This window comes from Qipengyuania sp. 902 (assembly GCF_051195295.1).
In the GTDB taxonomy this organism is placed as follows: domain Bacteria; phylum Pseudomonadota; class Alphaproteobacteria; order Sphingomonadales; family Sphingomonadaceae; genus Qipengyuania.
Map to the genome: position 1 here is coordinate 387,937 of NZ_JBNJLJ010000003.1, position 24,038 is coordinate 411,974.

Genomic DNA, 24,038 nt, shown 5'->3' on the forward strand with positions numbered 1-24,038 from the left:
AAGCTTTTACCCCGTGCGAAGTGTGGAAATTACGGCTTGCAGTCCTATTTCACAAAACAGGCAAGGCCATCCGACTTCAATGCATTGCACAGACGGTTGGCCGCGGCGCGATCGCCCGGCAGAGCCTGCAGGCGGTAGACCCGCCCGATGTCGACCTGCGCCTCCACCACGCGGTGCCGCACGCCGTTCAGCACTTCGGTCTGGCGCGTCAGATTCGTCCACGCCGCTTCCGCATCCGCGCGGTTCGGGAAAGCGCCGACTTGCACGGCAGTCCCGCTGGCAGCCGGCACGGGAGCCGGCGCCGGGCGCGTCGCGGGGCTTTCCACCGCGCCGTCATCGTTGATGGTCGAAGCGATCGAAGGACCGGCGACCCTTTCGCCCTCCCGCTCGGCCTGCGCCTGTTGCGGCGAATCGGCGAGTCGGCCCTCGCGGGTTTCGCCTTCACCGACGGCGAAACTGGAATCGCCGGTGCCGTGGAAGACCTTGCCGCCCTCGTTTTCCGGCTTCGTCTTGTACGGTTCTTCCGGCGCGGCAATCAGGCTGCCGTCGGCGGGCGGTTCGTCTGACGTTGCGCGGCCGAAGAACCAGATGCCGCCAAGGACGACGGCCAGTGCGACCAACGCCAGCACGCCGACCAGCACGACACGACCGGTGTCGAAACCTCCGCGCGGCTCCTCGTCATCGGTTGCTTCGAGCCACGGCAAGCTCTCGTCTTCGGCCAGGTCCAGCTCTTCGCTGTCGTCCCAGTTGGCGTCGCTGTCATAGGGCGTTGCCGCCATGCTCACATCTCCTCGACCGCTTCGACGCCGAGAATGACGAGCCCGTTGCGGATGACCTGTCCGACGGCATCGGCGAGGAACAGGCGCGCTGCGGTGAGCTCGGCATCCCCCTCCTGGATGATCCGCTTGGACGGATCGTCGTTACCCGCATTCCAGAAACTGTGGAAGGCGGCAGCGAGATCGCCGAGGAAAAAAGCGATGCGGTGTGGCTCGCGCGCCTTGGCGGCGGATTCGACGACGCGCGGGAACTGGGCGGCTTCGCGCACCAGCGCGAGTTCTTCCGCGCCCAGTCGGTCGAGGTGCTCGCCGGACGGCTCGACCCCGGCCTTGCGCATGGTCGAGCGGATGCGGGCGTGGGCATATTGCAGGTAGAAGACCGGATTGTCCTTCGACGCCTCGACCACTTTAGCGAAGTCGAATTCCATCTGTGCTTCGGGTTTGCGAGTCAGCATGGAGAAGCGCACCACGTCCTTGCCCACTTCCTCGACCATATCGGCGATGGTGACGAAATTGCCCGAGCGCTTCGACATCCTGATCGGCTCGCCGTTCCGCATCAGCTGGACCATCTGGACCAGCTTGACGTCGAACGGGATGGCCTTGCCCTCGCCTTCGGAAAGCGCAGCGACGGCGGCCTTGATGCGCTTGACCGTGCCGGCATGGTCCGCGCCCCAGATGTCGATCAGCTCGTCGGCCCCCTGCGCCTTCTGCAGGTGATAGGCGAGATCGGCGCCGAAATAGGTCCACGCACCGTTCGACTTCTTGATCGGGCGATCCTGATCGTCGCCGAATTGCGTGGACCGGAACAGTGGCAGTTCGACCGGCTCCCAATCCTCCGGCGGGGCCTTGCCCTTCGGGGCTTCGAGCACGCCGTCATAGACGAAGCCATGCTCGCGCAGCCACGCCTCGGCGGCTTCGGGCTTCTTCGCGGCCTGCAATTCGGCCTCGGAGGAAAAGAGGTCGTGATGGATGCCGAGCAGCGCCAGATCCTCGCGGATCATGTCCATCATCGCAGCCACCGCCTGCTCGCGGAAGATCGGCAGCCATTCGCTCTCCGGCGCTTGCTTATATGCATCGCCGAATTGCTGCTGCAGCCGCTCGCCAACCGGCGTGAGATAGTCGCCGGGATAGAGCCCCTCGGGGATTTCGCCGATGTCTTCGCCCAGCGCCTCCTTATAGCGCAAGTGGGCGGAGCGGGCGAGCACGTCGACCTGCCCGCCGGCATCGTTGACATAATATTCTCGCACCACGCGATGGCCGGCGAATTCCAGCAGGCCCGCCAGCGCATCGCCCACCACCGCGCCGCGGCAGTGGCCCATGTGCATCGGGCCGGTCGGATTGGCAGAGACATACTCGATATTGACCGTGCGACCATCGCCCATGGTCGAGCGACCGTAATCTGCGCCGAGCGCGGCGATCGCTTCGAGCTCGCGCCGCCATGCATCGTCGGACAGGCGCATGTTGATGAAGCCCGGCCCGGCAATCTCGGCCGAGGTGATGTCGGGATCGCGATCGAGATGCTCGACGATCTTTTCTGCCAGCGCGCGCGGATTGGACTTCGCCTGCTTGGCCAGTACCATGGCCGCGTTCGTCGCGAGATCGCCATGCGAAGGATCCCGCGGCGGCTCCACCGTCACATTGCTGCGCGGCGTTTCGGGCGGAAGCGTGCCTTCCATCTCCAGCGCGTTCAGGATTGCATCGATACGCGCCGCGAAAGCCGCGTGAAGGGTCTGCATGTCAGCCATGGCGCGCGCCTAGCCCATTGGGCCAGATTCGCAAGAGAGCAGCGCTTAGCGCGTGGCGTTGTAGCGCAGCTGGTCCTGCGACAACTGGAAGCCGACCAGCAGCTCGAACGTCGCCCGCTGGACGGCCGCACGCACCGCCGGATCGGCCAGCGGGTCGAGCGCGGCGTCGGGATCGCCGGCCTTGCGCTTGCGGGTGATCTGCTCGCGGATATCGGCGGGCAGCGAAGCATCGGCACGGTTCACATAGGCACCCGCCGTGGCGCTGGCCTGCGCGCGCTCTTGCCCATCTGCAAATTGAAGCGTGACCTGTCCGACCCGTTTGGTAACCACCTGCGAACCGCCGCGCAGCACGGTGGAGAAGTAGGGCAGCGTCACGGTGCGCGCCCCGCGCGTATCGGCGCGGCGGGCTAGCACGTCGAAGGTCGCCTGCGTATAGACTCGCTCCGCACCCTCGTCGCAGGTGGAGCGCAGATTGGTGATCGCCGCCGTCACGTCGAGATCGGCCAGCGTAGTCGAACCTGGGGCGCGGAACGTAGTGATATCGCCGGTGTAATCGGGAATGCCGACTGCCGGGCAGGCGGTGCGGACCGCCTGGATACCGACGCCTTCGTTGATCACCAGTTCGCCTTCGCGGCTGCATCCGGCGAGCGCCAGTCCGACTGCGAGCACGGAGAGGAGGCGATTGCGGCTGGTCATGCGGCTTGTATTCCCTTGTCGAAATTCGAACTCGGCCCGCCATGCGGGACGCGAGGACGCCCTAGCTTGCGTGCGGCGAAAGCGCTAGAGGGCAGCACATGAACGCCCCCTTTCAATCCACCGATGCGGCAGCAAGCAGCGATCCGCGCCTGCCGCTCCAGCTCCTGATCGCCGCCCCGCGCGGCTTTTGCGCCGGAGTCGATCGCGCCATCGAAATCGTCGAGCGCGCGCTCGAGAAATACGGCGCGCCGGTCTATGTCCGGCACGAGATCGTCCACAATCGCTATGTCGTCGAAAGCCTCAAGGCAAAGGGCGCGATCTTCGTCGAGGAACTGGACGAAGTACCGACCGATGCTCCGGTCGTCTTCAGCGCACATGGCGTGCCGAAATCGGTGCCTGCAGAGGCCGAGCGGCGGAACATGATGTATGTCGATGCGACCTGCCCGCTGGTGAGCAAGGTGCACCGGCAGGCCGAACGCCAGATCGAAAAGGGCCAGCACATCCTCTTCATCGGCCACGAGGGCCATCCCGAAGTCATCGGCACGATGGGCCAGGTGCCCGAAGGCCAGATCACGCTGGTCGAGACGGTCGAGGACGTCGCGAAACTTCCATTCACGCGCGACGACAAACTTTCTTTCCTGACTCAGACGACCCTGTCGGTCGATGACACGCGCGAACTGGTGGAAGCATTGCGGGAACGCTATCCGCAGATCGTCGGACCCAAGGCGGAAGACATTTGTTACGCCACCAGCAACCGGCAGGCGGCGGTCAAGAAGATCGCCCCGGCCAGCGATCTCGTGCTGGTCATCGGAGCCCCGAATTCCTCGAATTCCTTGCGGCTCGTTGAAGTGTCCGAAAGGCTCGGCACGGACGCGCGGTTGATCCAGCGTGCGGACGAGATCGACCCCAGCTGGCTGGAAGGTGTCGGCACGCTCGGCCTGACCGCAGGAGCCTCGGCTCCCGAGAAGCTGGTTCGCGAAGTCGTCGACCGGCTGTCCGAATGGCGCGCCGTGAGCGAAGAAACTATCATGGCCGCCGAAGAGAACATGATCTTCAAGCTGCCACGCCAGCTGACCGACTAGGTGGCCGTCTACACCCACCTCGGCGCAGAGGATCTGGCTGGGCTGATCGCGGCTTACGATGTCGGCGAGCTGGTCTCGGCCAAGGGGATCGCCGAGGGCGTGTCGAACTCGAACTGGCTGATCGAGACGACTGGCGCGGATGGCACCGGCGCTCGCTTCATCCTGACGATGTATGAATATCGCATCGATACCGCGCAGTTGCCCTTCTATCTCGGCCTGCTCGATCATCTTTCGGCCAAGGATTGCCCCGTTCCGCGCACCATCCACGACCGGACTGGCGCAGCCTATCGCAAGATCGGAGACAAGGCGGTGGCGCTGATCGAATTCCTGCCCGGCGTCTCGGTCGACCGCCCGACACCGGCGCAAGCCGAGGCGGTGGGAGCGGCTTTGGCGCGATTGCACGGTGCGGTCGGAGACTTCGACAAGTCGCTGACGCAGGCCATGGGCTTGGCAGAATGGCGGCGGTTATTGGAGGACTGTGGCAAGGAGGGGCTGGCGGGGATCGATCCTGCACTGCCCGACCTGGCCTTTTCGGAGCTGGACTACCTCGATGCCCATTGGCCCGAGGGGCTGCCGCGAGACGTCGTCCACTGCGACCTGTTTCCCGACAACGTCCTGATGTTGGACGACCGGGTCAGCGGCCTTATCGACTTCTATTTCGCAGCCGAGGATTTCCTCGCCTACGATCTCGCCGTGACCCATGCAGCCTGGTCCTTCGAAGACCGAGGCAAACGTTTCCGCCCGAAAATCAGCGATGCGCTGCTCGCAGGCTACGCGACCGGGCGGAGATTGTCGGACGCCGAGAGAGCGGTGCTTCCCGTGCTGGCGCGAGGGGCCTGCATGCGCTTTGTTTCGTCGCGCGCCTACGACTGGGTGAACACCCCCGCCGACGCGCTCGTGGTGCGCAAGGACCCGATGGATTTCGCCGCGCGACTGGATTTTTACCGCGAGCATGGCACAGCGCTCTTCGCATGAAGAAAGTCGAGATATTCACCGATGGCTCCTGCAAGGGCAATCCCGGCCCCGGCGGCTGGGGCGCGCTGCTGCGCATGGGTCGTCATGAGAAGGAACTGTCCGGCGGCGAGCCGGAGACGACCAACAATCGCATGGAAATGACCGCCGCGATCCGCGCGCTGTCCGCGCTGATCGAGCCGTGCGAGGTCGAGCTCTATACCGACAGCAAGTACCTGATCGATGGCATCACCAAATGGGTGCACGGCTGGAAGAAGCGCGGCTGGGTCAATGCCAGCAAGAAGCCGGTCCGCAATGCCGAGCTATGGCACGATCTGATCGAGCTTACCGCGCGTCACACCGTACACTGGCATTGGGTCAAGGGGCATAGCGGCCACCCGGAGAATGAACGGGTGGATCAGCTCGCCAGCGACGCGGCCGATGCCATCGCCGCTGGCGCAGCCTGACACAGCTTAACTGTTGTCCATCACCTCGGCACCGGGGCCGTTCTTCTTGATCGAATCGATCGCGTTCTGTGCGCTGGCCTTGGAGCTGTAGCCCTCTGTCGAGAACATCGTTTCCGAATTGTATTTGAAGCGCACGCGATACTCGCCTGCCTTGTCCTTATAGATTTCGAAATGATGAGCCATGGATCGCGTCTCCCTTTTTGCGATTGGATTCGGCACCGCGAACTTAACAAATGTTGACCGCCTGGCTACCCGAAGCGTGACGCCAGGTATGGCGACGGATCGATCCCTACTGTCAGATCGTCGCCGGATGCGCCGGTGAGCAATTGCGCCGCGAGGCGCGCAGCTGCGGGCGAGGTCTGGATTCCGAAGCCGCCCTGGCCCGCGAACCAGCCCAAGCCTTCGACATCGGGATCCCAACCGTAAACCGGTCGCCGGTCGGGCGCGAAGCTGCGCAATCCGGCCCATTTGCGCTCGACCGCTTCGACCTGCCAGTCCACCACGCTTTCGAACCGATCAATCGCCTGAGCAACGGCCAGCTCTTCGGGAGCGGCATCGCAAGGCTCGCTCGGTTCTTCGTCATGCGGGCTCAGCCAGACCCGGCCCGATTCGGGCTTGAAATAGAAACCACCACCGATGTCGAGCACGAGCGGGAGATCGGGCGCGACCTGCGGCGCGACCCGTAGCTGCACGACCGTGCGCCGCAGCGGCTGGATCCCGACCGGGCGCGCGCCTGCAAGTTGCGCGAACTCGTCCGCCCAAGCGCCGGCTGCGTTTATGATCGTCCCGGCAGTCCAGCTTTCGCCTGCTGCGCTGATCAACGTCCACTGGCCATCCCGGCGGGACGCGTCGACGATCCGGGCGCGACAGACAAGCTCGACGCTTCCGCGCTTCGCCTTTCCCAAATAGTGATGATGCAGCGCGCCAACGTCGATGTCGGCACAGGCAGGCTCCCAGATCGCGCGGGTCCAGTCCGGGCGCAGGCCGGGCAGCCGCTGTTCCAACGCTTGCCGGTCGAGCTGCTGTATCGTCACACCTGTCCCCTCGAAACGCTGTTCGAAGCGGTCGATGGCATGCGTATCGCTAGTGCGCCCGATATAGAGCGCACCGCGCTGCGTCAGAAAGCCGCCCTCGCGCAAATATCGTCCCGACGCGAGGGTGAGCGGGACGATGTCCGGCCCGCCATAGCATTCCTCCCAGAACGCAGCCGAGCGGCCGGTCGAATGGTATCCCGGCCGATCCTCCGCCTCGAGCAGCAAGACGGTCGCTCCGGTAGCGGAGAGTTCGGCGGCGAGGCTGGCCCCGGCGATCCCGGCGCCGACGATGGCGAAATCGAAAGTGTTCACGATGTTTGCGGTGCGACCCTGTCCAGAAATTCCTCGATCGCATTCATCGCGCGGTCCCGCACGTCATCGGTCTCGCGCAGAATCTCGTGATGTGCTTCCGGGCCGAATGCGATCAGTTCGCCCTTCGACAAGCGCTCGCTCGCCCGAACGGCGGCGGGATGGCTGACGAGCTTGTCGTTGGATGTCGACACTATCAGCACCGGAACCTCCACGGCTTCCATTGCGCCCGTCCGTTCCAGCACCCGGCTCGAGGCATAGGCCCGCTCGACCCAGCCCCAGCTGCCCGGTCCCATCACCAGTTCGGGCCGCTGCTCGCGCCACCACAGTTCGTCGGCATAGCGTTGGGCGTCGTGGCTTAGCAGGTCGCGCCGCCGCGCAGGAATTTCCCCCGGCTTCTCGCTCCATTTCCATGCAGGGCGCGTGGGTTTGCCCAGCAACGTCATCAATTTCGCGACTGCCTGCAGCATGGGCAGCGGAAGCGGCGGCCCCGCCATGCTGAGCATCGGCGCGCTCAGGACTACGGCATCCGGTTCGACAGCCTGCTCGACCAGGGCACGCATGACGAGATGCCCACCCATCGAGTGGCCTGCGAGGACATGGGGTCCGGGGGTTTCCGCTTCCCATGCGGTCCAGAGAGCCGCCAGATCGGCCACCCAGTCGCCGAAATCGTCGATATGTCCGGTGACGTCGTCGTCGCCCAACCGACCCGACCCGGCCTGACCGCGCCAGTCCGCTGCCGTCACGCGCCAGCCGGCCCGGTGCCATTCCTCCAGCGTCTCGAGATATTTTTCATAGAAGTCGCCGCGCCCGGGAAGGAACAGGATCGAACCGCGCGCGGGCTTTGCGCCCGGCCAGTCGATCCGGCGCAGGGCATGTCCATCGGGTGCAGTCCAGCGGGTCTCGCTGGCATCTGCAGGAATGGAGCGGCGGTCGATCGCCGGGGTCATGGCCGTATCCGAGATATGCGGGTCCTCGCTATGGTTACTGTTTGGTAAGTCATGATCTGTACCACCGGCACCGAAAGGACTTTCGGGGACATCATGGCCGGTATCGAAATCACCTACGTTTTGCTCGGCGGATTGGCAATCGCACTGCTCATTGCTGCGGTCACCGACCTCAAGAGCCGCACGATCGGCAACAAGCTCAATGCCGCAATCGCACTCGGCGCCCCGCTGTGGTGGTGGGCGAGCGGGCTGACGCTGTGGCCGGGTGTGGCATGGCAGATCGGCTTTGCCGCGCTGGTATTCGTAATTTGCACCGCAATCTTCGCTCTTCGCCAGATGGGCGGCGGCGACGTCAAGTTGCTGACCGTACTCGCGCTGTGGATTCCGCCGCTGCCGTTTCTCAAGCTGATCGTCATCATGGCCATCGTCGGCGGGGCGCTGACGATCGTTTTCGGCGCGGCGCACATCCTGCGTCGCAGCAAGGACCGCATCGCCATTCCTTACGGTCTGGCGATCGCCATCGCCGGTCTGTGGGTGCTCGGCACCGAGCAGTTGGGCCAGGTGCCTGCCGTTTCGGGAATGCTGTAAAAACCCGATCTTAACCAATTCGCCCGTAAGCGAAGAAACCATACCTGCCCGCACCAACATTTTCACGCGGGCCATACGAGGGGGCTAGATAGCCATGGACAGGAAGAAGCTGGTTCTGCTGGTAGGCGCACTGATCGTTGCGATCGGTACCGCACTGGTTGCTCGGAGCATGTTTGCAGGTGCCTCGGCACCGCAGGCAGAGGCCGCGCAGGTGGAAGCACAGGGACCCAAGGTTCTCGTCGCGCAGCGTGCGCTGCCGGTGGGCACGATCATCACCGCTGACGCAATCAACTTCCAGCTGTGGCCGGAAGAGCTGGTGCAGAACGCCTACTTCCTCGATGGCGAAGCGGATATGTCCAAGCTGCTGGGCACGGTGGTCCGCCACCCGATTACGGCAGGCGAACCGGTGACCCAGGGTGCGCTCGTCGCGCCGGGCGATCGCGGCTTCCTTGCTGCAGCCCTCGCCCCCGGCATGCGTGCTATCACCGTCCCGGTGTCGGCCCAATCGGGCGTGGCCGGCTTCGTCTTCCCGGGCGACCGGGTGGACATGGTCCTGACCCAGACGATCAAGGGCGACGAGGACACGGAAATGCGTGCTTCGGAAACCATACTTCGTAACCTTCGTGTTCTCGCCACCGACCAGTCGACCGTGTCCGAAAAGGCCGAAGACGGGTCCACCATCGTCAAGCCTTTCCGCGCCGTTACGCTGGAAGTGACGCCGGTAATCGCCGAAAAGATCGCTGTGGCGCAGACCATCGGTACGCTCAGCCTGTCGCTGCGTTCGCTTGCCGACAACCAGAGCGAGCTCGAGATGGCGCTGGCCAAGGGCGATGTGACCATCCCGGACGACGCTACGCCGGAAGAAGAAGAAAAGCTGCTGCGCGAAGCCATGGCCCGTCCCGACGATGCCAAGGGCACCTTTGTGACCGGCGGCGACGTCTCGCGCTTCCAGCGCCGCAGCGTCCGCCCGGTCGGATCGTCCAACAAGGGCGGCGGCGGCGGCACCGCGGACTTCAACCCGGCCGATCTCTTCGGCGGACGCGAAGTCAAGCATACCGGCCCGACCGTCAGCGTGACGCGCGGCAAGGACACCGAAGTCGTGCCGATCGGCAAGAACGGTTCGGTCACCACGCCCGCCATGCGCGAGGCCTCCGTCTTCGAGAAGATGATGGAGACCGCCATCAAGGCACAGGCGGGCACCGCTGGCCAAGGCATGCCGGCGCCGACCAATTCGGAGCCAGTTCGATGATCGGCCGCGATACCAAGACAGGAAGCCATTCAGGGGGCAATTCCATGAAACGTCGTCTCACTACCAAAGTGCTGCTCGCCAGCCTGGCGCTCGCGCCCTTGGCCAGCATCCCGGCCAATGTCGCCACCGCCCAGTCGGTCGCACGGCCCAGCTCGGAAATCGTACTGTCGATCGGTCGCGGTGAACTCGTGACCGTCCCGGGTGCCATGGCCAACGTGTTCGTCGCCGACGACAGTGTCGCCGATGTGCAGGTCAAGTCGACCCGCCAGCTTTATGTCTTCGGCAAAGCCGGCGGCGAGACCACGGTCTACGCCAGCAACTCGGCCGGCGACATCGTCTGGTCCGCCAACGTCCGCGTCGGTTCGAACATCTCGAGCATCGACCAGATGCTGGCGCTCGCCATGCCGGCCGCGAAGGTCAATGTCGCGACGATCGGCACGAACACCGTATTGCTGACGGGTACGGTCGGCGCGCCGGAAGATGCTGCCGAGGCCCAGCGCCTGGTCGAAGCCTTCCTCGGCGAAGAAGCCAACGTGATTAGTCGCCTCCGCACGGCAACACCTTTGCAGGTGAACTTGCAGGTAAAATTCGCCGAGGTCAGCCGCTCGCTGGTGCGCGACATCAAGGGCAACCTCACCACCCGCGACCAGTCCAACGGATTTGTATTCGGTGCACAGAGCAATAACGCGGGCAACATCGTCGGCAATCAGGCTACGGCAAATACGGTTCCGCTCGATCCCTGCGCAGTTTACCAGTTTGCCTGCACCAGCGAACCGCGCCCATACGACTATATCAACCAGCGCTTCGTTACTCCGCAGACCACGTTCGAAACCGTGCGTGGCAATGCGAACGGACTGCTCGCTCTTGGCGGCCGAGTTCTCGGGTTCGATCTTCTTGCAACGCTCAATCTGGGTGAGCAGATCGGCCTTGTTACAACGCTATCGGAACCGAACCTGACAGCCCTTTCGGGCGAAACGGCCGAGTTTCTTGCAGGTGGCGAGTTCCCGATCCCGCAGAGCCAGGGCCTCGGTACCGTCACCGTCGAGTACAAGAACTACGGTGTCAGCCTGACCTACACGCCGACCGTGCTGGCCAATGGCCGTATCTCGATGCGCGTGCGTCCGGAAGTGTCGGAACTTTCCAGCCGCGGTGCGGTGACGCTGAACGGGTTCACCGTTCCCGCCCTCACCACCCGCCGTGCGGAAACGACTATCGAGCTCGGCTCCGGCCAGAGCTTCATGATCGCGGGCCTGATGCAGAACAGCTCGCAGAACGCCCTGGAGAAGACCCCGGGCTTGGCGGAGCTGCCGATCCTCGGCAATCTGTTCCGCTCCAAGAGCTATCAGAAGGGCGAGACCGAGCTGGTCATCATCGTAACGCCGTATCTGGTGAAGCCGGTCAACGCGAGCGACATCGTGTTGCCGACCGATGGCTTCCGCGCTCCGGACGAGGTCGAAAGCATTCTCGGCTACATGGAAAACAACGGCGAGAGCGGCGCCAAGCGTCCGATGCCGACCATGCAGGAAACCACCGAGCCGGCCACGCCGGGTATCTCGCAGGCTCCAGCGAACGGCGCAGCAACCGCCAGCGCCGCACCGGTCCAGCCGCGCCGCGCCGAGGCCGATCCGGCCGCCAAGCCCGGCTTCAGCTTCGAGTGAGAAGGAACATAGCGATGCGTAACATCATGAACCGCAAGACGACCTCCGCCATGGCCCTCTCGCTCGCGCTCGGCCTGGGTGCCTGCGTCGGCGGGGTGCCGACCAACGATACGCTCTATTCGACCAAGCAAGCGGTCGTGGAGCGCACGCACTACACCTTCGACGTCCAGACCAATGGCGATAGCCTGCCGGTCAGTGAACAGCAGCGCCTGCTTGCCTGGTTCGACTCGATGGACCTGCGTTACGGCGACAAGATCGCGGTCGAAGATCCCGGTTATGGAGAAGGCGTGCGCGATAGCGTGGCGCAGCTGGCCGGCCGCTACGGCTTGCTGCTGACGGACGGTGCCCCGCCGACCGAGGGCTATATCTCGCCGGGCCAGGCGCGCGTCGTTATCTCGCGCACGCTCGCCAGTGTTCCGGGCTGCCCGGACTGGTCGGCCAAGAGCGACGCCAATTACAACAACGCCACCTATCCGAATTACGGCTGCGCCACCAATGCCAACATGGCTGCGATGGTCGCCAATCCGGAGGACCTCGTCACCGGCCAGGTGGGCACGGGCGAAACCGTTATCCTGAGCTCCAACAAAGCCATCGACAGCTATCGCAACCAGGAGCCGACCGGCGCTGGCGGCCTTGCTGAAGTCGGCACCACAGAGGACTGATCCATGAGCGCTTCACTCAAATCTGCCATGCCCGGCAACCGCGATGCCTTCGCTGCATTCCTGTGCGACGAAGCGGCGCTCGACGTGTTGCGCCCGGTGGTCATCGAACTCGGCTGGCAGCCCGAGAAATGCAACAAGGGCGGGCTTCGCAATGCGATCCAGGCCCTGTCGGTCTCGGCCAGTCCGAATATCCTGATGGTCGACCTGTCGGAAAGCGGCGACCCGCTCAACGACATCAACGCGCTGGCCGAGGTTTGCGAGCCCGGCACGGTGGTGATCGCGATCGGTCAGGTGAACGACGTGCGCCTTTATCGCGACCTGCTCGCGAGCGGGATACACGACTACCTCCTGAAGCCGCTCAGCGCGAGCGTGCTGCGCGATTCGCTCAATCAGGCACAGGCGGTCTTCGCGGCTCCTCGAATGAGCGACGAGGACAAGGCCAAGCGCCATATCTCGACCGCCGTCATCGGTACGCGTGGAGGCGTCGGGGCATCGACGCTCGCAACGTCGCTGGCCTGGAACTTTGCCGCCGAACGTAACCTCGCGACGGCCATGCTGGACCTCGACGTGCATTTCGGCACCGGTGCCTTGACGCTCGATCTCGAACCGGGGCGCGGACTGACCGACGCGATCGACAACCCCAGCCGCATCGACGGGCTGTTCATCGAACGCGCCATGATCCGTGCGAACGAGAATCTCGCAATCCTGTCGGCCGAGGCGCCGATCAACCAGCCGTTGATGACCGACGGATCGGCATTCATGCAGCTACAGGACGAATTCAAGCATGCGTTCGACATGACCGTGCTCGATATGCCGCGCAACATGATGATCAACTTCCCTCACCTTCTGAACGAGGTGAATATAGTGGTCCTCGCGGCGGAAATGTCGCTTGCCTCCGCACGCGATACGATCCGTATCCTGTCGTGGCTGAAGACCAACGCCCCGCACGCTACGCCGCTGATTGTGGCGAACAAGGTGCAGCCGGGCGCAGCCGAAATCAGCAAGGCCGACTTCGAAGCTTCCATCGAACGCAAGATCGACGTCATCATTCCGTACGACCAGAAGGCCGCGGCCAATGCGGCCAAGCTGGGCAAGACCTTCCTCGAGGCCAATAGCGGAGCGAAGGCTGCGGCGGCGATCAAGCAGGTCAGCCAGCAGGTCATCCGTCTGGGTCATGACGACGAGGACGAGGGCGAAACCGAAAGCGGCAAGAAGTCGCTGCTCGGAGGCCTCGACCTCAAGGGCCTGCTTTCGAAAAAGAAAGAGCCCGTGGCAGCTGCGGAAGCGGTCGAATAAGCGCGGTGCCCGCATCCGCCCCAGAGCGGACGGCGCGGCAACCGAACGAACGGATAGGGACGGAGTCAGCGAATGGATATCATTCAGGTCGTATTGCTAGCTGTCGGGGTGCTCGCCCTGCTGGTCATCGGCTATACGCTGATTGCCGGCCCCGATGCTGCCAAGGCCAGCCAGCGGCGTCTGCAGCAAGTCCGCTACCGGCATTCGGAAAGCACCGATGCCAAGGTGGAATCGCAGCTTAAGAAGGCGATTGCCTCGCGCCGGCCGAAGCGGCACGCGGCCGCCGGCTCGACGTCGCGCATCGATGCGCTCGCGATCCGGCTCGACCGGTCGGGCAAGAACTGGTCGCTGAGCCAGTATGCCTATGTCTCGATCGGCATCGGTCTGGCGATTGCGACCTTGCTGTTCCTGCGCTCCGGATCGCTGCCGCTATCCTTCGGCATCGGCGTGCTCGCCGGCGCGGGCCTTCCCCACTTTTTCGTTGGCCGGCAGATCAACAAACGTACCGCGCAATTCAATGCGAAGTTTCCGGACGCGATCGAACTGCTCGTGCGCGGTTTGCGCTCGGGTCTTCCGGTAACGGAAACGCTGGCAGTCGTATCGCAGGAAGTCCCTGGCCCGGTCGGCCAAGAATTCCGCGGTATCGTGGAGCGCATCAAGATCGGCAAGACCATGGAGGATTCGCTCCAGGACACCGCCGACCGCCTGGGTATCCCGGAGTTCAATTTCTTCTGCATCACGCTGGCGATCCAGCGCGAAACCGGCGGCAACCTCGCAGAGACGCTGTCGAACCTTTCCGATGTGCTGCGCAAGCGTTCGCAGATGAAGCTGAAGATCAAGGCGATGAGTTCGGAGTCGAAAGCATCGGCCTACATCGTCGGCTCGCTGCCCTTCATCGTCTTCTGCCTCGTCTACTGGATGAACCCCGAATATCTCTCCGGGTTCTTCACCGACGATCGCCTCATCGTCGCCGGCCTTGCCGGTCTCACATGGATGAGCATCGGAGGCTTCATCATGGCCAAGATGGTCAACTTCAAAATCTGAGCAGGGAAGAGACAGACCCATGGACCCCTCCACCGGCCCAACGCTTCTCGGTGTCGACGTCATGTTCGTCGGCTCGATCCTCGCCGGGATCGCAGCGCTCGCAGTATTGTTCGCAATCTACACGGCGGTCACGATCCGGGACCCGATGGCGAAGCGCGTCAAGGCGCTCGAAGGTCGTCGCGAGGAGCTGAAAAGCGGCCTTGTGACGTCCAGTGCGAAAAAGCGCCAGAGCCTGGTGCGCAAGACCGATACGACCGAGAAGATCAAGGACACGCTCGGTAGCATGAAGGTGCTGCAGCAGAGCCAGGTCGAAGCTGTTCAGCAGAAGCTGGCCCATGCGGGCTTCCGCAACAAGGAGCTGGCGGTGTACATCATCGCCGCGCGCATGATCCTGCCGGTCCTTCTCGGCGGGGCCGCCTTCACCTGCATCTTCCTGCTCGACATGTTCCCCGACTGGGGCGCGATCAAGCGTAACGGCGCGCTCGCGGCATCCGTCTTCGCCGGGTACAAGGGGCCGGAACTCTATATCGGCAACATCGCCAAGAAGCGCTCCGACGCAATCCGCAAGGGTCTGCCCGACGCACTCGACCTGCTGGTCATCTGCGCGGAAGCCGGTCTCACGGTCGATGCCGCCTTCAACCGCGTCGCCAGGGAATTGGGTCGTGCCTATCCGGAACTCGGAGACGAATTCACCCTGACCGCGATCGAGTTGTCGTTCCTGAACGAACGCCGCCAAGCCTTCAACAACCTCGCCTATCGCGTCGATCTCGATGCGGTGAAGGGCGTGGTCACGACCATGGTTCAGACCGAGAAGTACGGTACGCCGCTGGCTTCGGCATTGCGAGTGCTCTCCGCCGAATTCCGCAACGAGCGGATGATGCGGGCCGAGGAAAAGGCCGCGCGCCTCCCGGCGATCATGACCGTGCCGCTGATCCTTTTCATCCTGCCGGTGCTCTTCATCGTCATCCTGGGCCCTGCGGCCTGTTCAATCGGCGACGCGTTCAGCGGCGGGATCGGATAGCCCGAACCACGATATTTGGGACTAAGCGAAAGCCTGGCCGGCTCAGTCGGCCAGGCTTTCCGCGTCGAAGTCCCCGGCATTGTCGCGCACGCGGGCGAGCATGTCGCGCAGCGCCTCGCGCTCGTCGGGGCTCAGCACGTCGAACAGCTCTTCCTCGATCTTGCGCGCCAGCGGCATGATCCCGGCGTGTACAGCCCTGCCCTCCGCCGTCAGCTCCAGCATGTGCGAGCGGCCGTCCTTCGCATTGGGCGAGCGCTGCACGAGGCCGCGGTCCTCCAGCCGCTTGCAGGCGCGGTTGACCGGAACCTTGTCCATCAGGGTGAGCTGCGAGAGATCCCGCTGCGTCAGCGCGCCGCCATCGCCCAGCACCGCCATGATCCGCCACTCGGTCGTCTTGAGCGCGAACCGCTTGCGATACTGTTCGGCAATCCGGGTCGAGACCGCATTCGAGGCGATCGAGAGCTGGTAGGGCAGGAAGTCGGCAAGGCGCGGGGCGAGTTGATGCTTCGGCATCCCGCCATCCTTACCCCCCAACGCACTCAAGGCAACCCGGTTGCGCGGGTGACTATCTCGCCTGCAACTACTTGTATTGCGGTTCGTCCCACCACGGGTAGAAGTCCGGCATGTCGCTGCTCACCGTATCGGGATACTCCGGCGCGCGTTTCTCGAGGAAGCTGGCGATCCCTTCCTTCGCGTCGTTGCTGCGGCTGAGGCGATAGATCGCGCGGCTATCCACCCGGTGCGCGTCCATCGGGTGACCGCCCGCGCCATTGTGCCACAGCATCGCGCGCGTCATCGCGACCGATACGGCAGAGGTGTTGTCCGCGATCTCCCGCGCGAGGCCGACGGCCGCATCCATCAGGTCGCCCTGCGGATGGACCGAGCGCACGAGCCCGCGTTCCAGCGCCTCGCCCGCATCGATGAGGCGGCCAGTCATGCACCATTCCAGCGCGGTCTGCATGCCGACCAGCCGCGGCAGGAACCAGCTGCTCGCCGCCTCGGGCACGATCCCGCGCCGCGCGAAGACGAAGCCGAAGCGCGCATTGTCGCTGCACAGGCGGATGTCGAACGGCAACTGCATCGTCACGCCGACGCCCACCGCAACGCCGCTACAGGCACCGATTAGCGGCTTCTTCGACTGGAACAGCCGCAGCGTCAGCCGCCCGCCCCCGTCGCGCACGCGCTCGTCCGAGAGGTCCTCCACCGGGTTCGGATCGGAGAACACGTGCCCCCCGCTCCCGTCTGGATTCTTGGGGGGCGTCAGGTCCGCGCCGGCGCAGAAGGCCCGATCGCCGTGCCCCGTCACGATTACCGCCCGCACGCTGTCGTCTGCATCGGTCGTGTCGAGCGCATCGATGAACTCGTCCATCATCGTGCGGGTGAAGGCGTTCATCTTCTCCGGACGGTGGAGCGTGACGGTGGCGATGCCATCGGCGATATCGAGCTGGATCTGCGTGTAGGGCATATGTTGGTTTTCTCTCCTCTCAGTACCACGACATGGACCGCATGTTACACGGTCCATGCAAGAAAAAACCTGCCGACGTCGCATGGATTGTCTCTCGCAACACAGGTGCGAGCCAGAGGTCGAGCTGCTTCAGGCGTGGGACGAACGATCGTCATCACGCCCCGCATAATCGGCCCTTGCCAAGTAGGAAATCCCGCTCAGGGCGTGGCGCCGCCGTCGGGATTGAGGAAGCCTTCCATTTCCGGCACCGGCCGCGCAGCCGCCTCTTCCTCGGTCGTCGCCGTGCCGTTGGCCGCGATATCATCGAGCAGCCACTTCATCTCCGCGATTTCCTTGCGCTGCGCCTTGATGATCGAATTGGCGAGTTCCTGCACCCGCTTGTCCTCGATATGCGCGCGTTCGCTGGTGAGGATGGCGATCGAGTGGTGCGGGACCATCGCCGACATCCATTCGCTGTCGTCGATCGTCTGCTGGCTGCGGGCGAGCCACAGCGCCACGGCGAAGGTGAGCACCGACACACCAATGATGATCCAGTTCTTCGCCCTGTTCTTGTACATGCCCCCCATGAAGGCGAGCATGACCACAGCCATCACCGCGCCCATCACGAAGGTCATCCAGAACCGCGTCTCGCTCCACATGACATGGTCGAGCTGGTAGGTGTTGAGGTACATCAGGCCGAACATGATCGCGGTGGAGGTCCCCACCATCGCCATGAACCGCTTGTAATTGCCTTCGTGCTTGCCGTGTTCGTTTGTCATCGTCGGCCCCCTATCGGTATTTTTTCAGCGCTTCGTTTTCGCGAACAAATCGACCAGTTCGGAGAACTTCTGCCGCTGCTCGTCCTCGTCGCCCGAGGCGATGGCTCCGGCGACGCAATGCGCCGCGTGATTGCGCAGGATTTCGTCCTCCGCCCGCGCCAGGGCCGATTTGATCGCCTGGATCTGGTGCAGGATGTCGATGCAATAGCGGTCTTCCGCAACCATCTGCTGCACGCCGCGCACTTGCCCCTCGATCCGTTTCAGCCGGTTTCCGATTGCTTGTGTGTCACTCATGACCCTGTTCGCCCTTGAATACCCTAGGGGGGTATCTTAGACGGGGTTTCAGGAGATACAACTCGAGTGACCGCATTGCATACCGACCGCCGGAAATTCATGCTCGGCTCGACCGGCCTGCTGGCCAGCGGCCTCGCCATGCCCGCTTGGGCGCGGGGCGAGAGCCTGTCCCACGCGCGGCAGGGTTTCGGAGAAGTTTCGGGCGAACGCATCGCCCTTTCGGTGGACCGGCATCATTTCGGTGTCGGCGCTCGCAGTGGCCATGCCATCGCGGTCAACGGCACGGTGCCCGGTCCTCTGGTGCGCCTGCGCGAAGGGCAGAATGTCCGCATCGAAGTGACGAACAATCTGGCGGAAGATACCTCGATCCACTGGCACGGGCTGCTGCTGCCGTTCCAGTTCGACGGGGTGCCGGGCGTAAGCTTCCCCGGCATCAAACCTAGCGAGACCTTCACCTACGAATTCCCGATCCGGCAGAGCGGCACCTATTGGTGGCACAGCCATTCGGGCTTGCAGGAGCAGGAGGGCCATTACGGCCCCATCGTCATCGAGAGCGCCGAACCCGATCCGCGCTACGACCGCGACTATGTCGTGCTGCTGAGCGAGTTCAGCCCGCGCCACCCGCACGAGATTGCGCGCATGCTCAAGGTCGGCGAGCATTACTTCAACTACCAGATGCAGACCGCCAGCGAAGGCGATATGCCGCTGGACGAGCGGCTGATGTGGGGCGGGATGCGGATGAACCCGCGCGACATTTCGGATGTCACTGGCGCGACCTACACCTTCCTCGTCAACGGGCACGGGCCGATGGACGGGCTCGAATATCTGTTCGCGCCGGGCGAGCGGGTGCGACTGCGGATCATCAACGGCTCCGCCATGACCTTCTTCAATATCCGCATTCCCGGCGTGCCGATGACGGTGATCGCAGCCGACGGGATGGATGTCGCGCCGGTCGAAGTGGACGAGTTCCAGATCGGCGTGGCGGAGACCTATGACGTGATCGTCAGGCCGCCCGCGGGCAGCCACGCGCTTGTCGCCGAAGCGATGGACCGCAGCGGCATGGGGCTGGCTTCGCTCACCTCGCACAAGGGCCATCGCGCCACCCCGCCCCCGCTGCGCGAGCCGGTGACGCTGACGATGGCGGACATGGGCATGGGTTCAATGGACGGCGCACACGGCGGCGCGATGAACCACGATGCGCATGGTGGTCACGGCGGGATGGACCATTCGGGCATGAACCATGGCGGCGGCGAAGCAAGCCCTGCGATGGATCATGGCGCGATGGATCACGGATCGATGGACCATTCGATGCGCGATACCTCGAAACTGCCGCCCGACGTGAAGGTCGGCCCCGGGATCGACATGGTCGCGCCCATGCCGATGGACCGGATGGACTTCCCCGGCCTCGGCCTCGACACGGTCGATCACCGCGTGCTGCGCTATACCGACCTGAAGGCCGCGCGGCCGAACCCGCATCGCATGCCGACCCGCCAGCTGACCATCCACCTGACCGGGAACATGGAACGCTACATGTGGAGCTTCGACGGCGAGAAATTCTCCGCCGTCACCGACGATCCGATCCGCTTCGCCTATGACGAGCGCGTGCGCGTGAAACTGGTCAACGACACGATGATGGCGCACCCGATCCACCTGCACGGCCATTTCTTCGAACTGGTCAATGGTGCAGGGATGATGGACCAGCCGCTGAAGCACACGGTGGTGGTCCAGCCGGGCAGCACCGCCACCTTCGACGTAACCGCGAACGAGCCGGGCGACTGGGCCTTCCACTGCCACCTGCTCTACCACATGCATGCCGGCATGATGCAGACGGTGACCGTGCGTCCGTTCCCGGCGGCGGAGGACGAAGCATGAGAGCGCAACTAGGCCTCGGCGCTGCGCTGACGTTGGCGGCGGCTCCACTGGCCGCGCAGGATCATTCCGGCCATGCCATGCCCGATCACTCCGCGCACCAGCAGCAGCCGGAAAAGGAACCGGCGGCGGAGGACCATTCGCAGCACGGGCAGGCACCCGCGCCTTTCGTCCTCCCCGACATGACCGGCGCGCCCAAAATGGACCATTCGACCATGGACCATTCCGCGCATCAGGTCGGCGATTTGCCGGAAGGCCCGCCTCCGCCCGAAGCTTTCGAGGGACCGCAACATGCGGCGGACGCGATCTACGGCCCCGCTGTCATGGCCGAGGCCCGCGCGACCAATCACGCGACGCATGGCGATATGACAACCGGCACGCTGATGGCCGAGCGGCTCGAAGCGCGCATCGGCGAGGGCGAGGACGGCTATCTCTGGGATCTGCAAGGCTGGTACGGCGGCGACATCGACAAGCTCGTGATCAAGTCCGAAGGCGAAGGCGAGTTCGGCGGGGCAGTCGAGGATGCCGAAGTGCAAGCGCTTTGGGGCCATGCCATCGGCCCGTTCTTCGACCTGCAGGCGGGTGTGCGGCTGGACGTCGAACCGGAAACGCGCAGCCACCTCGTGCTCGGCGTCCAGGGCCTCGCGCCCTACATGTGGCATGTCGATGCCGCAGCCTTCCTCTCCGATCGCGGCGACCTGACCGCGCGGATCGAGGGCGAATACGACCAGAAGCTGACCCAGCGCCTGATCCTCCAGCCGCGCGCCGAGATGGAGCTGGCCGCGCAGGACATTGCCGAGCGCGAGATCGGCGCGGGCCTTACCAAGTTCGAGACCGGCCTGCGCCTGCGCTACGAAATCGCCCGCGAGTTCGCGCCTTACGTCGGCGTGGGATACGAGACCAAGCTCGGCGAGACGCGCTCCATGGCAAAGGCCGCCGGGGACGACCCCGACGGCCTCAAACTGTTGCTCGGTCTGCGCGCCTGGTTCTGACGCGCCGCGCACTTTCTCCTCGGAACGGCCATGCCTGCCGCCGGTTCGGACCACAACCAAGGAGAAAATCGATGAAAATTCTCGTAGCCGGTTCGACCGGCAATACCGGCACCCGTCTCGTGAAGGAACTGTGCGACCGCGGGCATGACGTCATCGCGCTCGTGCGTGCCTCGTCCGATACGGGCGCACTCCCCGATACCGTGACATTGCGGCAGGGCGATCTTACCGCTCTGGACGACGATGTCGCACAGGGCTGCGAAGTCGTCGTCTTCGCAGCCGGTTCGGGCGGCGACACTAGCTCCGAGATGACCGACAAGGTCGACCGCGACGGCGCGATCCGGCTGATCGACATCGCACAAGCCAGCGATGTCCGCCGCTTCGTCATGCTGAGTTCGGTCGGCGCCGACGATCCGGACCCCGATAGCGAACTTGCCCACTACCTCGAGGCCAAGCACGCTGCCGACGAGCACCTGAAGCAGAGCAGCCTCGAATACGCCATTCTTCGACCCGTCTCGCTCACCGATGACGGTCCGACGGGTTCGGTCCGGTTGGGCGACGACGTCGATCCCACAGGCAAAGCCGCGCGCGGCGATGTGGCGAAACTGCTTGCCGACGCAGCCGAGCAGGACGAATGGGCGGGCTCGATCCAATTGATGGAAACCGCATACTGAAACGAAAAACGCCCCCGGTTCGGCGGTGCGAACCGGCGGCGAATATCTTTACCTGCGAAATGACGCCTAGCGCGGGGCCATGCGGATCGCACCGTCGAGGCGCACGTCCTCGCCGTTGAAATAGCCGGTCTCGATCATGCACATGGCGAGATTGGCGTATTCTTCCGCATTGCCGAGGCGCTTGGGGAACGGCACGCTGGCGGCCAGCGCATCCTTCACCTGCGGCGGGGCGGCGTTCATCAACGGGGTGTTGAAGATGCCCGGCAAGATGGTGTTCACGCGGATGCCTTCGCGCATCAGGTCGCGCGCGATGGGGAGCGTCATGCCGACCACGCCGCCCTTCGATGCCGAATAGGCCGCCTGGCCCATCTGGCCGTCCTCGGCAGCGACCGAAGCGGTGTTGACGATCGCGCCGCGATCGCCCTCGTCGCTCAAGGGGTCGAGGCTCATCATGCCGGCTGCCGATTTGGCGATGCAGCGGAAGGTGCCGATGAGGTTCACCTGGATGACGAAGTCGAAAGCGCTGATCGGGAAATGCTTGATCTCGCCCGACTGCTTGTCGCGGCTGGCGGTCTTGATCGCATTGCCGATGCCGGCGCAATTGACCAGGATCCGCTCCTGCCCGTGCGCCTCGCGTGCCTTGGCGAATCCGGCGTCGACATCCTCGTCGCTGGTGACGTTGACCTTGCAGAAGACGCCGCCGATGTCCTTGGCGACTGCCTCGCCCTTTTCCTCGTTCATGTCGAAAATGGCGACCTTGGCGCCCTTGGCTGCGAGCGCGCGCGCGGTGGCTTCACCGAGGCCCGATGCGCCGCCGGTGACGACGGCGGGGGTGTTGGCTGATACTTCCATGAAAAATGTCCTCTCAATTCGTCATCCCAGCGAAAGCTGGGATCGGGTTCGGATAGGTAAGACTTCGCTGCACGCGATCCCAGCTTCGCTGGGATGACGCAAGCCGTCAAAGCGCCTCGACAATCGTGACGTTGGCGACGCCGCCGCCTTCGCACATCGTCTGGAGGCCGTATTTCTTGCCGCGCGCCTTCAGCGCATGGACCAGCGTCGCCATCAGCTTGGTGCCCGACGCGCCGAGCGGGTGGCCGAGCGCAATGGCGCCGCCGTTGACGTTGAGCTTCTCGGGGTCCGCCCCGGTATGCTTCAGCCAGGCGAGCGGCACGGGGGCGAAGGCTTCGTTCACCTCGTAGAGATCGATATCGCCGATGCTCATGCCTGCACGCTCCAGCGCGCGGTCGGTGGCGAACAGCGGCTCTTCCAGCATGATCACCGGATCGCCCGCCGTTACGGTCAGATTGTGGATGCGCGCCATCGGCGTGAGGCCGTATTCCTTCAGGGCCTTCTCCGACACGACCAGCACCGCGCTCGACCCGTCGCAGATCTGGCTGCTGGTGGCGGCGGTGATCTTGCCCTCGGGGCTCAGCAGCTTGACGCCGGCGATCCCTTCGAGCGTGGCGTCGAAGCGGATGCCTTCGTCGACCGTGTGGCATTCCTCGCCCTCGGGCGTCTCGATCTCCACCCCGACGATCTCGTTTTCGAACGCGCCGGACTTCGTGGCCTCGATCGCCTTCTCGTGGCTGTGCAGCGCAAACCGGTCGAGGTCGTCCTTGGAGAAGCCGTGCTTCTGCGCGATCATTTCCGCACCCATGAACTGGCTCCACTGGATGCCGGGGTACTTCTCTTCGAGGCCGGGCGACTTGTAGTTGCCGAGGCCCTCTTTCATGTGGAACATCGCGGTCGAGCCCATCGGCACGCGGCTCATGCTTTCCACACCGCTCGCGATCACGACGTCCTGCGTACCGCTCATCACCGCCTGCGCGGCAAACTGGATCGCCTGCTGGCTGGAGCCGCACTGGCGGTCGATCGTGACGGCTGGGACGCCCTCGCCCAGGTGCTTGGCGGCAAGCACGGCGTTCCGCCCGACCTGCATCGCCTGTTCGCCCCCCTGGCTGACGCAGCCCATTACCACATCGTCGACGGCTTTCGCTTCGAGTCCACTACGCTCCATGATCGCATCGAGCGAGGTAGCGGCGAGATCGACCGGGTGGACCCCGGCGAGCCGGCCCCCGCGGCGGCCACCGGCAGTGCGGACGGCTTCGACGATATAGGCTTCGGGCATGACAGGCTCCTCGTTGACTGGGTCGGATTGGGTTTCGTTTCGCCACTCGCCTATGTGCGCCTTACGTTAAGGTCAAGCGGCACGCGGCAACGCCTAAAAAATGTCGCCTGCATACGTAGGCGCAATCGGATCGCTAGGCAGCATCCAGCATGTGTGGGATTCGCGCAACACACGTTCAGACATTACGGAAAACTGCCAGATTTGCTTTGCAATGTAACTATCCCGCGATGCAAACACCACATTCCGCCGATGGGCCTGTCGTTCGGAATACCGGTGCAGGCAGTCCATCCATGGGGGTTCTTACACGCGCATCGACTGATCGATGCGCGTAAC

At 64.2% G+C, this 24,038-nt stretch carries 25 protein-coding genes; 13 read left to right on the forward strand and 12 right to left on the reverse strand.

The window, feature by feature from the left end; genetic code table 11:
* Nucleotides 1-44: 44 nt before the first annotated feature.
* The 3 genes from ACSH0F_RS11545 to ACSH0F_RS11555 are packed head-to-tail and all read right to left on the reverse strand — an operon-like array spanning nt 45 to nt 3,217.
* Nucleotides 45-779, reverse strand: a complete 735-nt coding sequence (locus ACSH0F_RS11545; protein ID WP_435202908.1) for an SPOR domain-containing protein — start codon at nt 777-779, stop codon at nt 45-47.
* 2 nt (nt 780-781) lie between these two features.
* Nucleotides 782-2,521 carry an arginine--tRNA ligase gene (argS, locus tag ACSH0F_RS11550; protein ID WP_435202910.1) on the reverse strand — a complete coding sequence of 580 codons (1,740 nt, stop codon included), beginning with the start codon at nt 2,519-2,521 and terminating at the stop codon, nt 782-784.
* A 45-nt stretch (nt 2,522-2,566) separates the two neighbouring features.
* Nucleotides 2,567-3,217: a hypothetical protein gene (locus ACSH0F_RS11555; protein ID WP_435202912.1), complete on the reverse strand. Its 651-nt coding sequence runs from the start codon at nt 3,215-3,217 to the stop codon at nt 2,567-2,569.
* A gap of 98 nt (nt 3,218-3,315) precedes the next feature.
* Here ACSH0F_RS11555 and ispH point away from each other — a divergent pair, with 98 nt between their 5' ends.
* From ispH to rnhA, 3 genes are read left to right on the forward strand one after another with little or no spacing between them, the layout of a single operon-like run.
* Nucleotides 3,316-4,299, forward strand: coding sequence for a 4-hydroxy-3-methylbut-2-enyl diphosphate reductase (gene ispH / locus ACSH0F_RS11560; protein ID WP_435202914.1), 984 nt, complete (start codon nt 3,316-3,318; stop codon nt 4,297-4,299).
* Nucleotides 4,300-5,274 (forward strand): homoserine kinase, encoded by a 975-nt coding sequence (locus ACSH0F_RS11565; protein WP_435202916.1) that lies wholly within the window; start codon nt 4,300-4,302, stop codon nt 5,272-5,274.
* Nucleotides 5,271-5,717, forward strand: a complete 447-nt coding sequence (gene rnhA / locus ACSH0F_RS11570) for a ribonuclease HI (RefSeq protein ID WP_435202918.1) — start codon at nt 5,271-5,273, stop codon at nt 5,715-5,717. The genes ACSH0F_RS11565 and rnhA overlap by 4 nt, the downstream gene beginning before the upstream one ends.
* Before the next feature lie 6 nt (nt 5,718-5,723).
* Here rnhA and ACSH0F_RS11575 read toward each other — a convergent pair whose 3' ends face one another.
* The 3 genes from ACSH0F_RS11575 to ACSH0F_RS11585 all read right to left on the reverse strand — a co-directional run bounded on the left by ACSH0F_RS11575 (nt 5,724) and on the right by ACSH0F_RS11585 (nt 8,010).
* On the reverse strand, nt 5,724-5,900 hold the full coding sequence (locus ACSH0F_RS11575; protein ID WP_278327437.1) for a YegP family protein: 177 nt from the start codon (nt 5,898-5,900) through the stop codon (nt 5,724-5,726).
* Between the two features lie 65 nt (nt 5,901-5,965).
* A complete protein-coding gene (locus tag ACSH0F_RS11580) occupies nt 5,966-7,063 on the reverse strand; it encodes an NAD(P)/FAD-dependent oxidoreductase (RefSeq protein WP_435202921.1) in 1,098 nt (365 codons plus the stop codon).
* A complete protein-coding gene (locus tag ACSH0F_RS11585) occupies nt 7,060-8,010 on the reverse strand; it encodes an alpha/beta hydrolase (protein ID WP_435202923.1) in 951 nt (316 codons plus the stop codon). Before ACSH0F_RS11585 ends, ACSH0F_RS11580 begins: the two co-directional genes overlap by 4 nt.
* A 93-nt stretch (nt 8,011-8,103) precedes the next feature.
* Between ACSH0F_RS11585 and ACSH0F_RS11590 the strand changes: the two genes are divergently transcribed.
* From ACSH0F_RS11590 to ACSH0F_RS11620, 7 genes are all read left to right on the forward strand, one after another.
* Nucleotides 8,104-8,595 (forward strand): A24 family peptidase, encoded by a 492-nt coding sequence (locus tag ACSH0F_RS11590; protein ID WP_435203185.1) that lies wholly within the window; start codon nt 8,104-8,106, stop codon nt 8,593-8,595.
* A gap of 94 nt (nt 8,596-8,689) precedes the next feature.
* The gene (gene cpaB, locus ACSH0F_RS11595) at nt 8,690-9,844 is read left to right on the forward strand and encodes a Flp pilus assembly protein CpaB (RefSeq protein WP_435202925.1); all 1,155 of its coding nucleotides are present in this window, start codon (nt 8,690-8,692) and stop codon (nt 9,842-9,844) included.
* 44 nt (nt 9,845-9,888) lie between these two features.
* A complete protein-coding gene (locus ACSH0F_RS11600; protein WP_435202927.1) occupies nt 9,889-11,502 on the forward strand; it encodes a type II and III secretion system protein family protein in 1,614 nt (537 codons plus the stop codon).
* Nucleotides 11,503-11,516: 14 nt separating this feature from the next.
* Nucleotides 11,517-12,164, forward strand: a complete 648-nt coding sequence (locus ACSH0F_RS11605; protein ID WP_435202929.1) for a CpaD family pilus assembly protein — start codon at nt 11,517-11,519, stop codon at nt 12,162-12,164.
* Nucleotides 12,165-12,167: 3 nt separating this feature from the next.
* Entirely contained in the window at nt 12,168-13,460 is a 1,293-nt protein-coding gene (locus ACSH0F_RS11610; RefSeq protein WP_435202931.1) for a pilus assembly protein CpaE, read from the forward strand.
* A gap of 72 nt (nt 13,461-13,532) precedes the next feature.
* Nucleotides 13,533-14,504, forward strand: a complete 972-nt coding sequence (locus tag ACSH0F_RS11615; protein ID WP_435202933.1) for a type II secretion system F family protein — start codon at nt 13,533-13,535, stop codon at nt 14,502-14,504.
* Nucleotides 14,505-14,523: 19 nt separating this feature from the next.
* Nucleotides 14,524-15,525, forward strand: a complete 1,002-nt coding sequence (locus tag ACSH0F_RS11620; protein WP_278327446.1) for a type II secretion system F family protein — start codon at nt 14,524-14,526, stop codon at nt 15,523-15,525.
* 42 nt (nt 15,526-15,567) lie between these two features.
* On the opposite strand, the gene ACSH0F_RS11625 is transcribed toward ACSH0F_RS11620, so the two are convergent.
* The 4 genes from ACSH0F_RS11625 to ACSH0F_RS11640 all read right to left on the reverse strand — a co-directional run bounded on the left by ACSH0F_RS11625 (nt 15,568) and on the right by ACSH0F_RS11640 (nt 18,042).
* Entirely contained in the window at nt 15,568-16,038 is a 471-nt protein-coding gene (locus ACSH0F_RS11625) for a MarR family winged helix-turn-helix transcriptional regulator (RefSeq protein WP_278327447.1), read from the reverse strand.
* A 67-nt stretch (nt 16,039-16,105) separates the two neighbouring features.
* Nucleotides 16,106-16,990, reverse strand: coding sequence for a crotonase/enoyl-CoA hydratase family protein (locus tag ACSH0F_RS11630; protein ID WP_435202936.1), 885 nt, complete (start codon nt 16,988-16,990; stop codon nt 16,106-16,108).
* A gap of 197 nt (nt 16,991-17,187) precedes the next feature.
* Entirely contained in the window at nt 17,188-17,748 is a 561-nt protein-coding gene (locus ACSH0F_RS11635) for a DUF305 domain-containing protein (protein ID WP_435202938.1), read from the reverse strand.
* 24 nt (nt 17,749-17,772) lie between these two features.
* Nucleotides 17,773-18,042, reverse strand: coding sequence for a metal-sensitive transcriptional regulator (locus ACSH0F_RS11640; protein WP_435202940.1), 270 nt, complete (start codon nt 18,040-18,042; stop codon nt 17,773-17,775).
* Between the two features lie 66 nt (nt 18,043-18,108).
* Between ACSH0F_RS11640 and ACSH0F_RS11645 the strand changes: the two genes are divergently transcribed.
* From ACSH0F_RS11645 to ACSH0F_RS11655, 3 genes are all read left to right on the forward strand, one after another.
* Nucleotides 18,109-19,914 carry a copper resistance system multicopper oxidase gene (locus ACSH0F_RS11645; RefSeq protein ID WP_435202942.1) on the forward strand — a complete coding sequence of 602 codons (1,806 nt, stop codon included), beginning with the start codon at nt 18,109-18,111 and terminating at the stop codon, nt 19,912-19,914.
* A complete protein-coding gene (locus ACSH0F_RS11650) occupies nt 19,911-20,903 on the forward strand; it encodes a copper resistance protein B (protein ID WP_435202944.1) in 993 nt (330 codons plus the stop codon). Before ACSH0F_RS11645 ends, ACSH0F_RS11650 begins: the two co-directional genes overlap by 4 nt.
* A gap of 71 nt (nt 20,904-20,974) precedes the next feature.
* Nucleotides 20,975-21,574 carry an SDR family oxidoreductase gene (locus ACSH0F_RS11655; RefSeq protein ID WP_435202946.1) on the forward strand — a complete coding sequence of 200 codons (600 nt, stop codon included), beginning with the start codon at nt 20,975-20,977 and terminating at the stop codon, nt 21,572-21,574.
* 66 nt (nt 21,575-21,640) lie between these two features.
* Here the strand turns inward: ACSH0F_RS11655 and ACSH0F_RS11660 are convergent, their stop codons facing one another.
* On the reverse strand, nt 21,641-22,426 hold the full coding sequence (locus ACSH0F_RS11660) for an SDR family NAD(P)-dependent oxidoreductase (RefSeq protein ID WP_278327453.1): 786 nt from the start codon (nt 22,424-22,426) through the stop codon (nt 21,641-21,643).
* Between the two features lie 106 nt (nt 22,427-22,532).
* Nucleotides 22,533-23,705 (reverse strand): acetyl-CoA C-acetyltransferase, encoded by a 1,173-nt coding sequence (locus ACSH0F_RS11665; RefSeq protein WP_435202949.1) that lies wholly within the window; start codon nt 23,703-23,705, stop codon nt 22,533-22,535.
* Nucleotides 23,706-24,038: the final 333 nt, after the last annotated feature.

What these genes read in the sequence shown, in the direction of transcription:
- ACSH0F_RS11665 (WP_435202949.1), bottom strand. Translation starts at nt 23,705, where the DNA reads ATGCCCGAAGCCTATATCGTCGAAGCCGTCCGCACTGCCGGTGGCCGC.
- ACSH0F_RS11585 (WP_435202923.1), bottom strand. Translation starts at nt 8,010, where the DNA reads ATGACCCCGGCGATCGACCGCCGCTCCATTCCTGCAGATGCCAGCGAG.
- ACSH0F_RS11610 (WP_435202931.1), top strand. Translation starts at nt 12,168, where the DNA reads ATGAGCGCTTCACTCAAATCTGCCATGCCCGGCAACCGCGATGCCTTC.
- ACSH0F_RS11605 (WP_435202929.1), top strand. Translation starts at nt 11,517, where the DNA reads ATGCGTAACATCATGAACCGCAAGACGACCTCCGCCATGGCCCTCTCG.
- ACSH0F_RS11655 (WP_435202946.1), top strand. Translation starts at nt 20,975, where the DNA reads ATGAAAATTCTCGTAGCCGGTTCGACCGGCAATACCGGCACCCGTCTC.
- ACSH0F_RS11615 (WP_435202933.1), top strand. Translation starts at nt 13,533, where the DNA reads ATGGATATCATTCAGGTCGTATTGCTAGCTGTCGGGGTGCTCGCCCTG.
- ACSH0F_RS11650 (WP_435202944.1), top strand. Translation starts at nt 19,911, where the DNA reads ATGAGAGCGCAACTAGGCCTCGGCGCTGCGCTGACGTTGGCGGCGGCT.
- ACSH0F_RS11635 (WP_435202938.1), bottom strand. Translation starts at nt 17,748, where the DNA reads ATGACAAACGAACACGGCAAGCACGAAGGCAATTACAAGCGGTTCATG.
- ACSH0F_RS11590 (WP_435203185.1), top strand. Translation starts at nt 8,104, where the DNA reads ATGGCCGGTATCGAAATCACCTACGTTTTGCTCGGCGGATTGGCAATC.
- ACSH0F_RS11625 (WP_278327447.1), bottom strand. Translation starts at nt 16,038, where the DNA reads ATGCCGAAGCATCAACTCGCCCCGCGCCTTGCCGACTTCCTGCCCTAC.
- ACSH0F_RS11640 (WP_435202940.1), bottom strand. Translation starts at nt 18,042, where the DNA reads ATGAGTGACACACAAGCAATCGGAAACCGGCTGAAACGGATCGAGGGG.
- ispH (WP_435202914.1), top strand. Translation starts at nt 3,316, where the DNA reads ATGAACGCCCCCTTTCAATCCACCGATGCGGCAGCAAGCAGCGATCCG.
- rnhA (WP_435202918.1), top strand. Translation starts at nt 5,271, where the DNA reads ATGAAGAAAGTCGAGATATTCACCGATGGCTCCTGCAAGGGCAATCCC.
- ACSH0F_RS11555 (WP_435202912.1), bottom strand. Translation starts at nt 3,217, where the DNA reads ATGACCAGCCGCAATCGCCTCCTCTCCGTGCTCGCAGTCGGACTGGCG.
- argS (WP_435202910.1), bottom strand. Translation starts at nt 2,521, where the DNA reads ATGGCTGACATGCAGACCCTTCACGCGGCTTTCGCGGCGCGTATCGAT.
- ACSH0F_RS11630 (WP_435202936.1), bottom strand. Translation starts at nt 16,990, where the DNA reads ATGCCCTACACGCAGATCCAGCTCGATATCGCCGATGGCATCGCCACC.
- ACSH0F_RS11545 (WP_435202908.1), bottom strand. Translation starts at nt 779, where the DNA reads ATGGCGGCAACGCCCTATGACAGCGACGCCAACTGGGACGACAGCGAA.
- ACSH0F_RS11660 (WP_278327453.1), bottom strand. Translation starts at nt 22,426, where the DNA reads ATGGAAGTATCAGCCAACACCCCCGCCGTCGTCACCGGCGGCGCATCG.
- cpaB (WP_435202925.1), top strand. Translation starts at nt 8,690, where the DNA reads ATGGACAGGAAGAAGCTGGTTCTGCTGGTAGGCGCACTGATCGTTGCG.
- ACSH0F_RS11620 (WP_278327446.1), top strand. Translation starts at nt 14,524, where the DNA reads ATGGACCCCTCCACCGGCCCAACGCTTCTCGGTGTCGACGTCATGTTC.
- ACSH0F_RS11600 (WP_435202927.1), top strand. Translation starts at nt 9,889, where the DNA reads ATGAAACGTCGTCTCACTACCAAAGTGCTGCTCGCCAGCCTGGCGCTC.
- ACSH0F_RS11575 (WP_278327437.1), bottom strand. Translation starts at nt 5,900, where the DNA reads ATGGCTCATCATTTCGAAATCTATAAGGACAAGGCAGGCGAGTATCGC.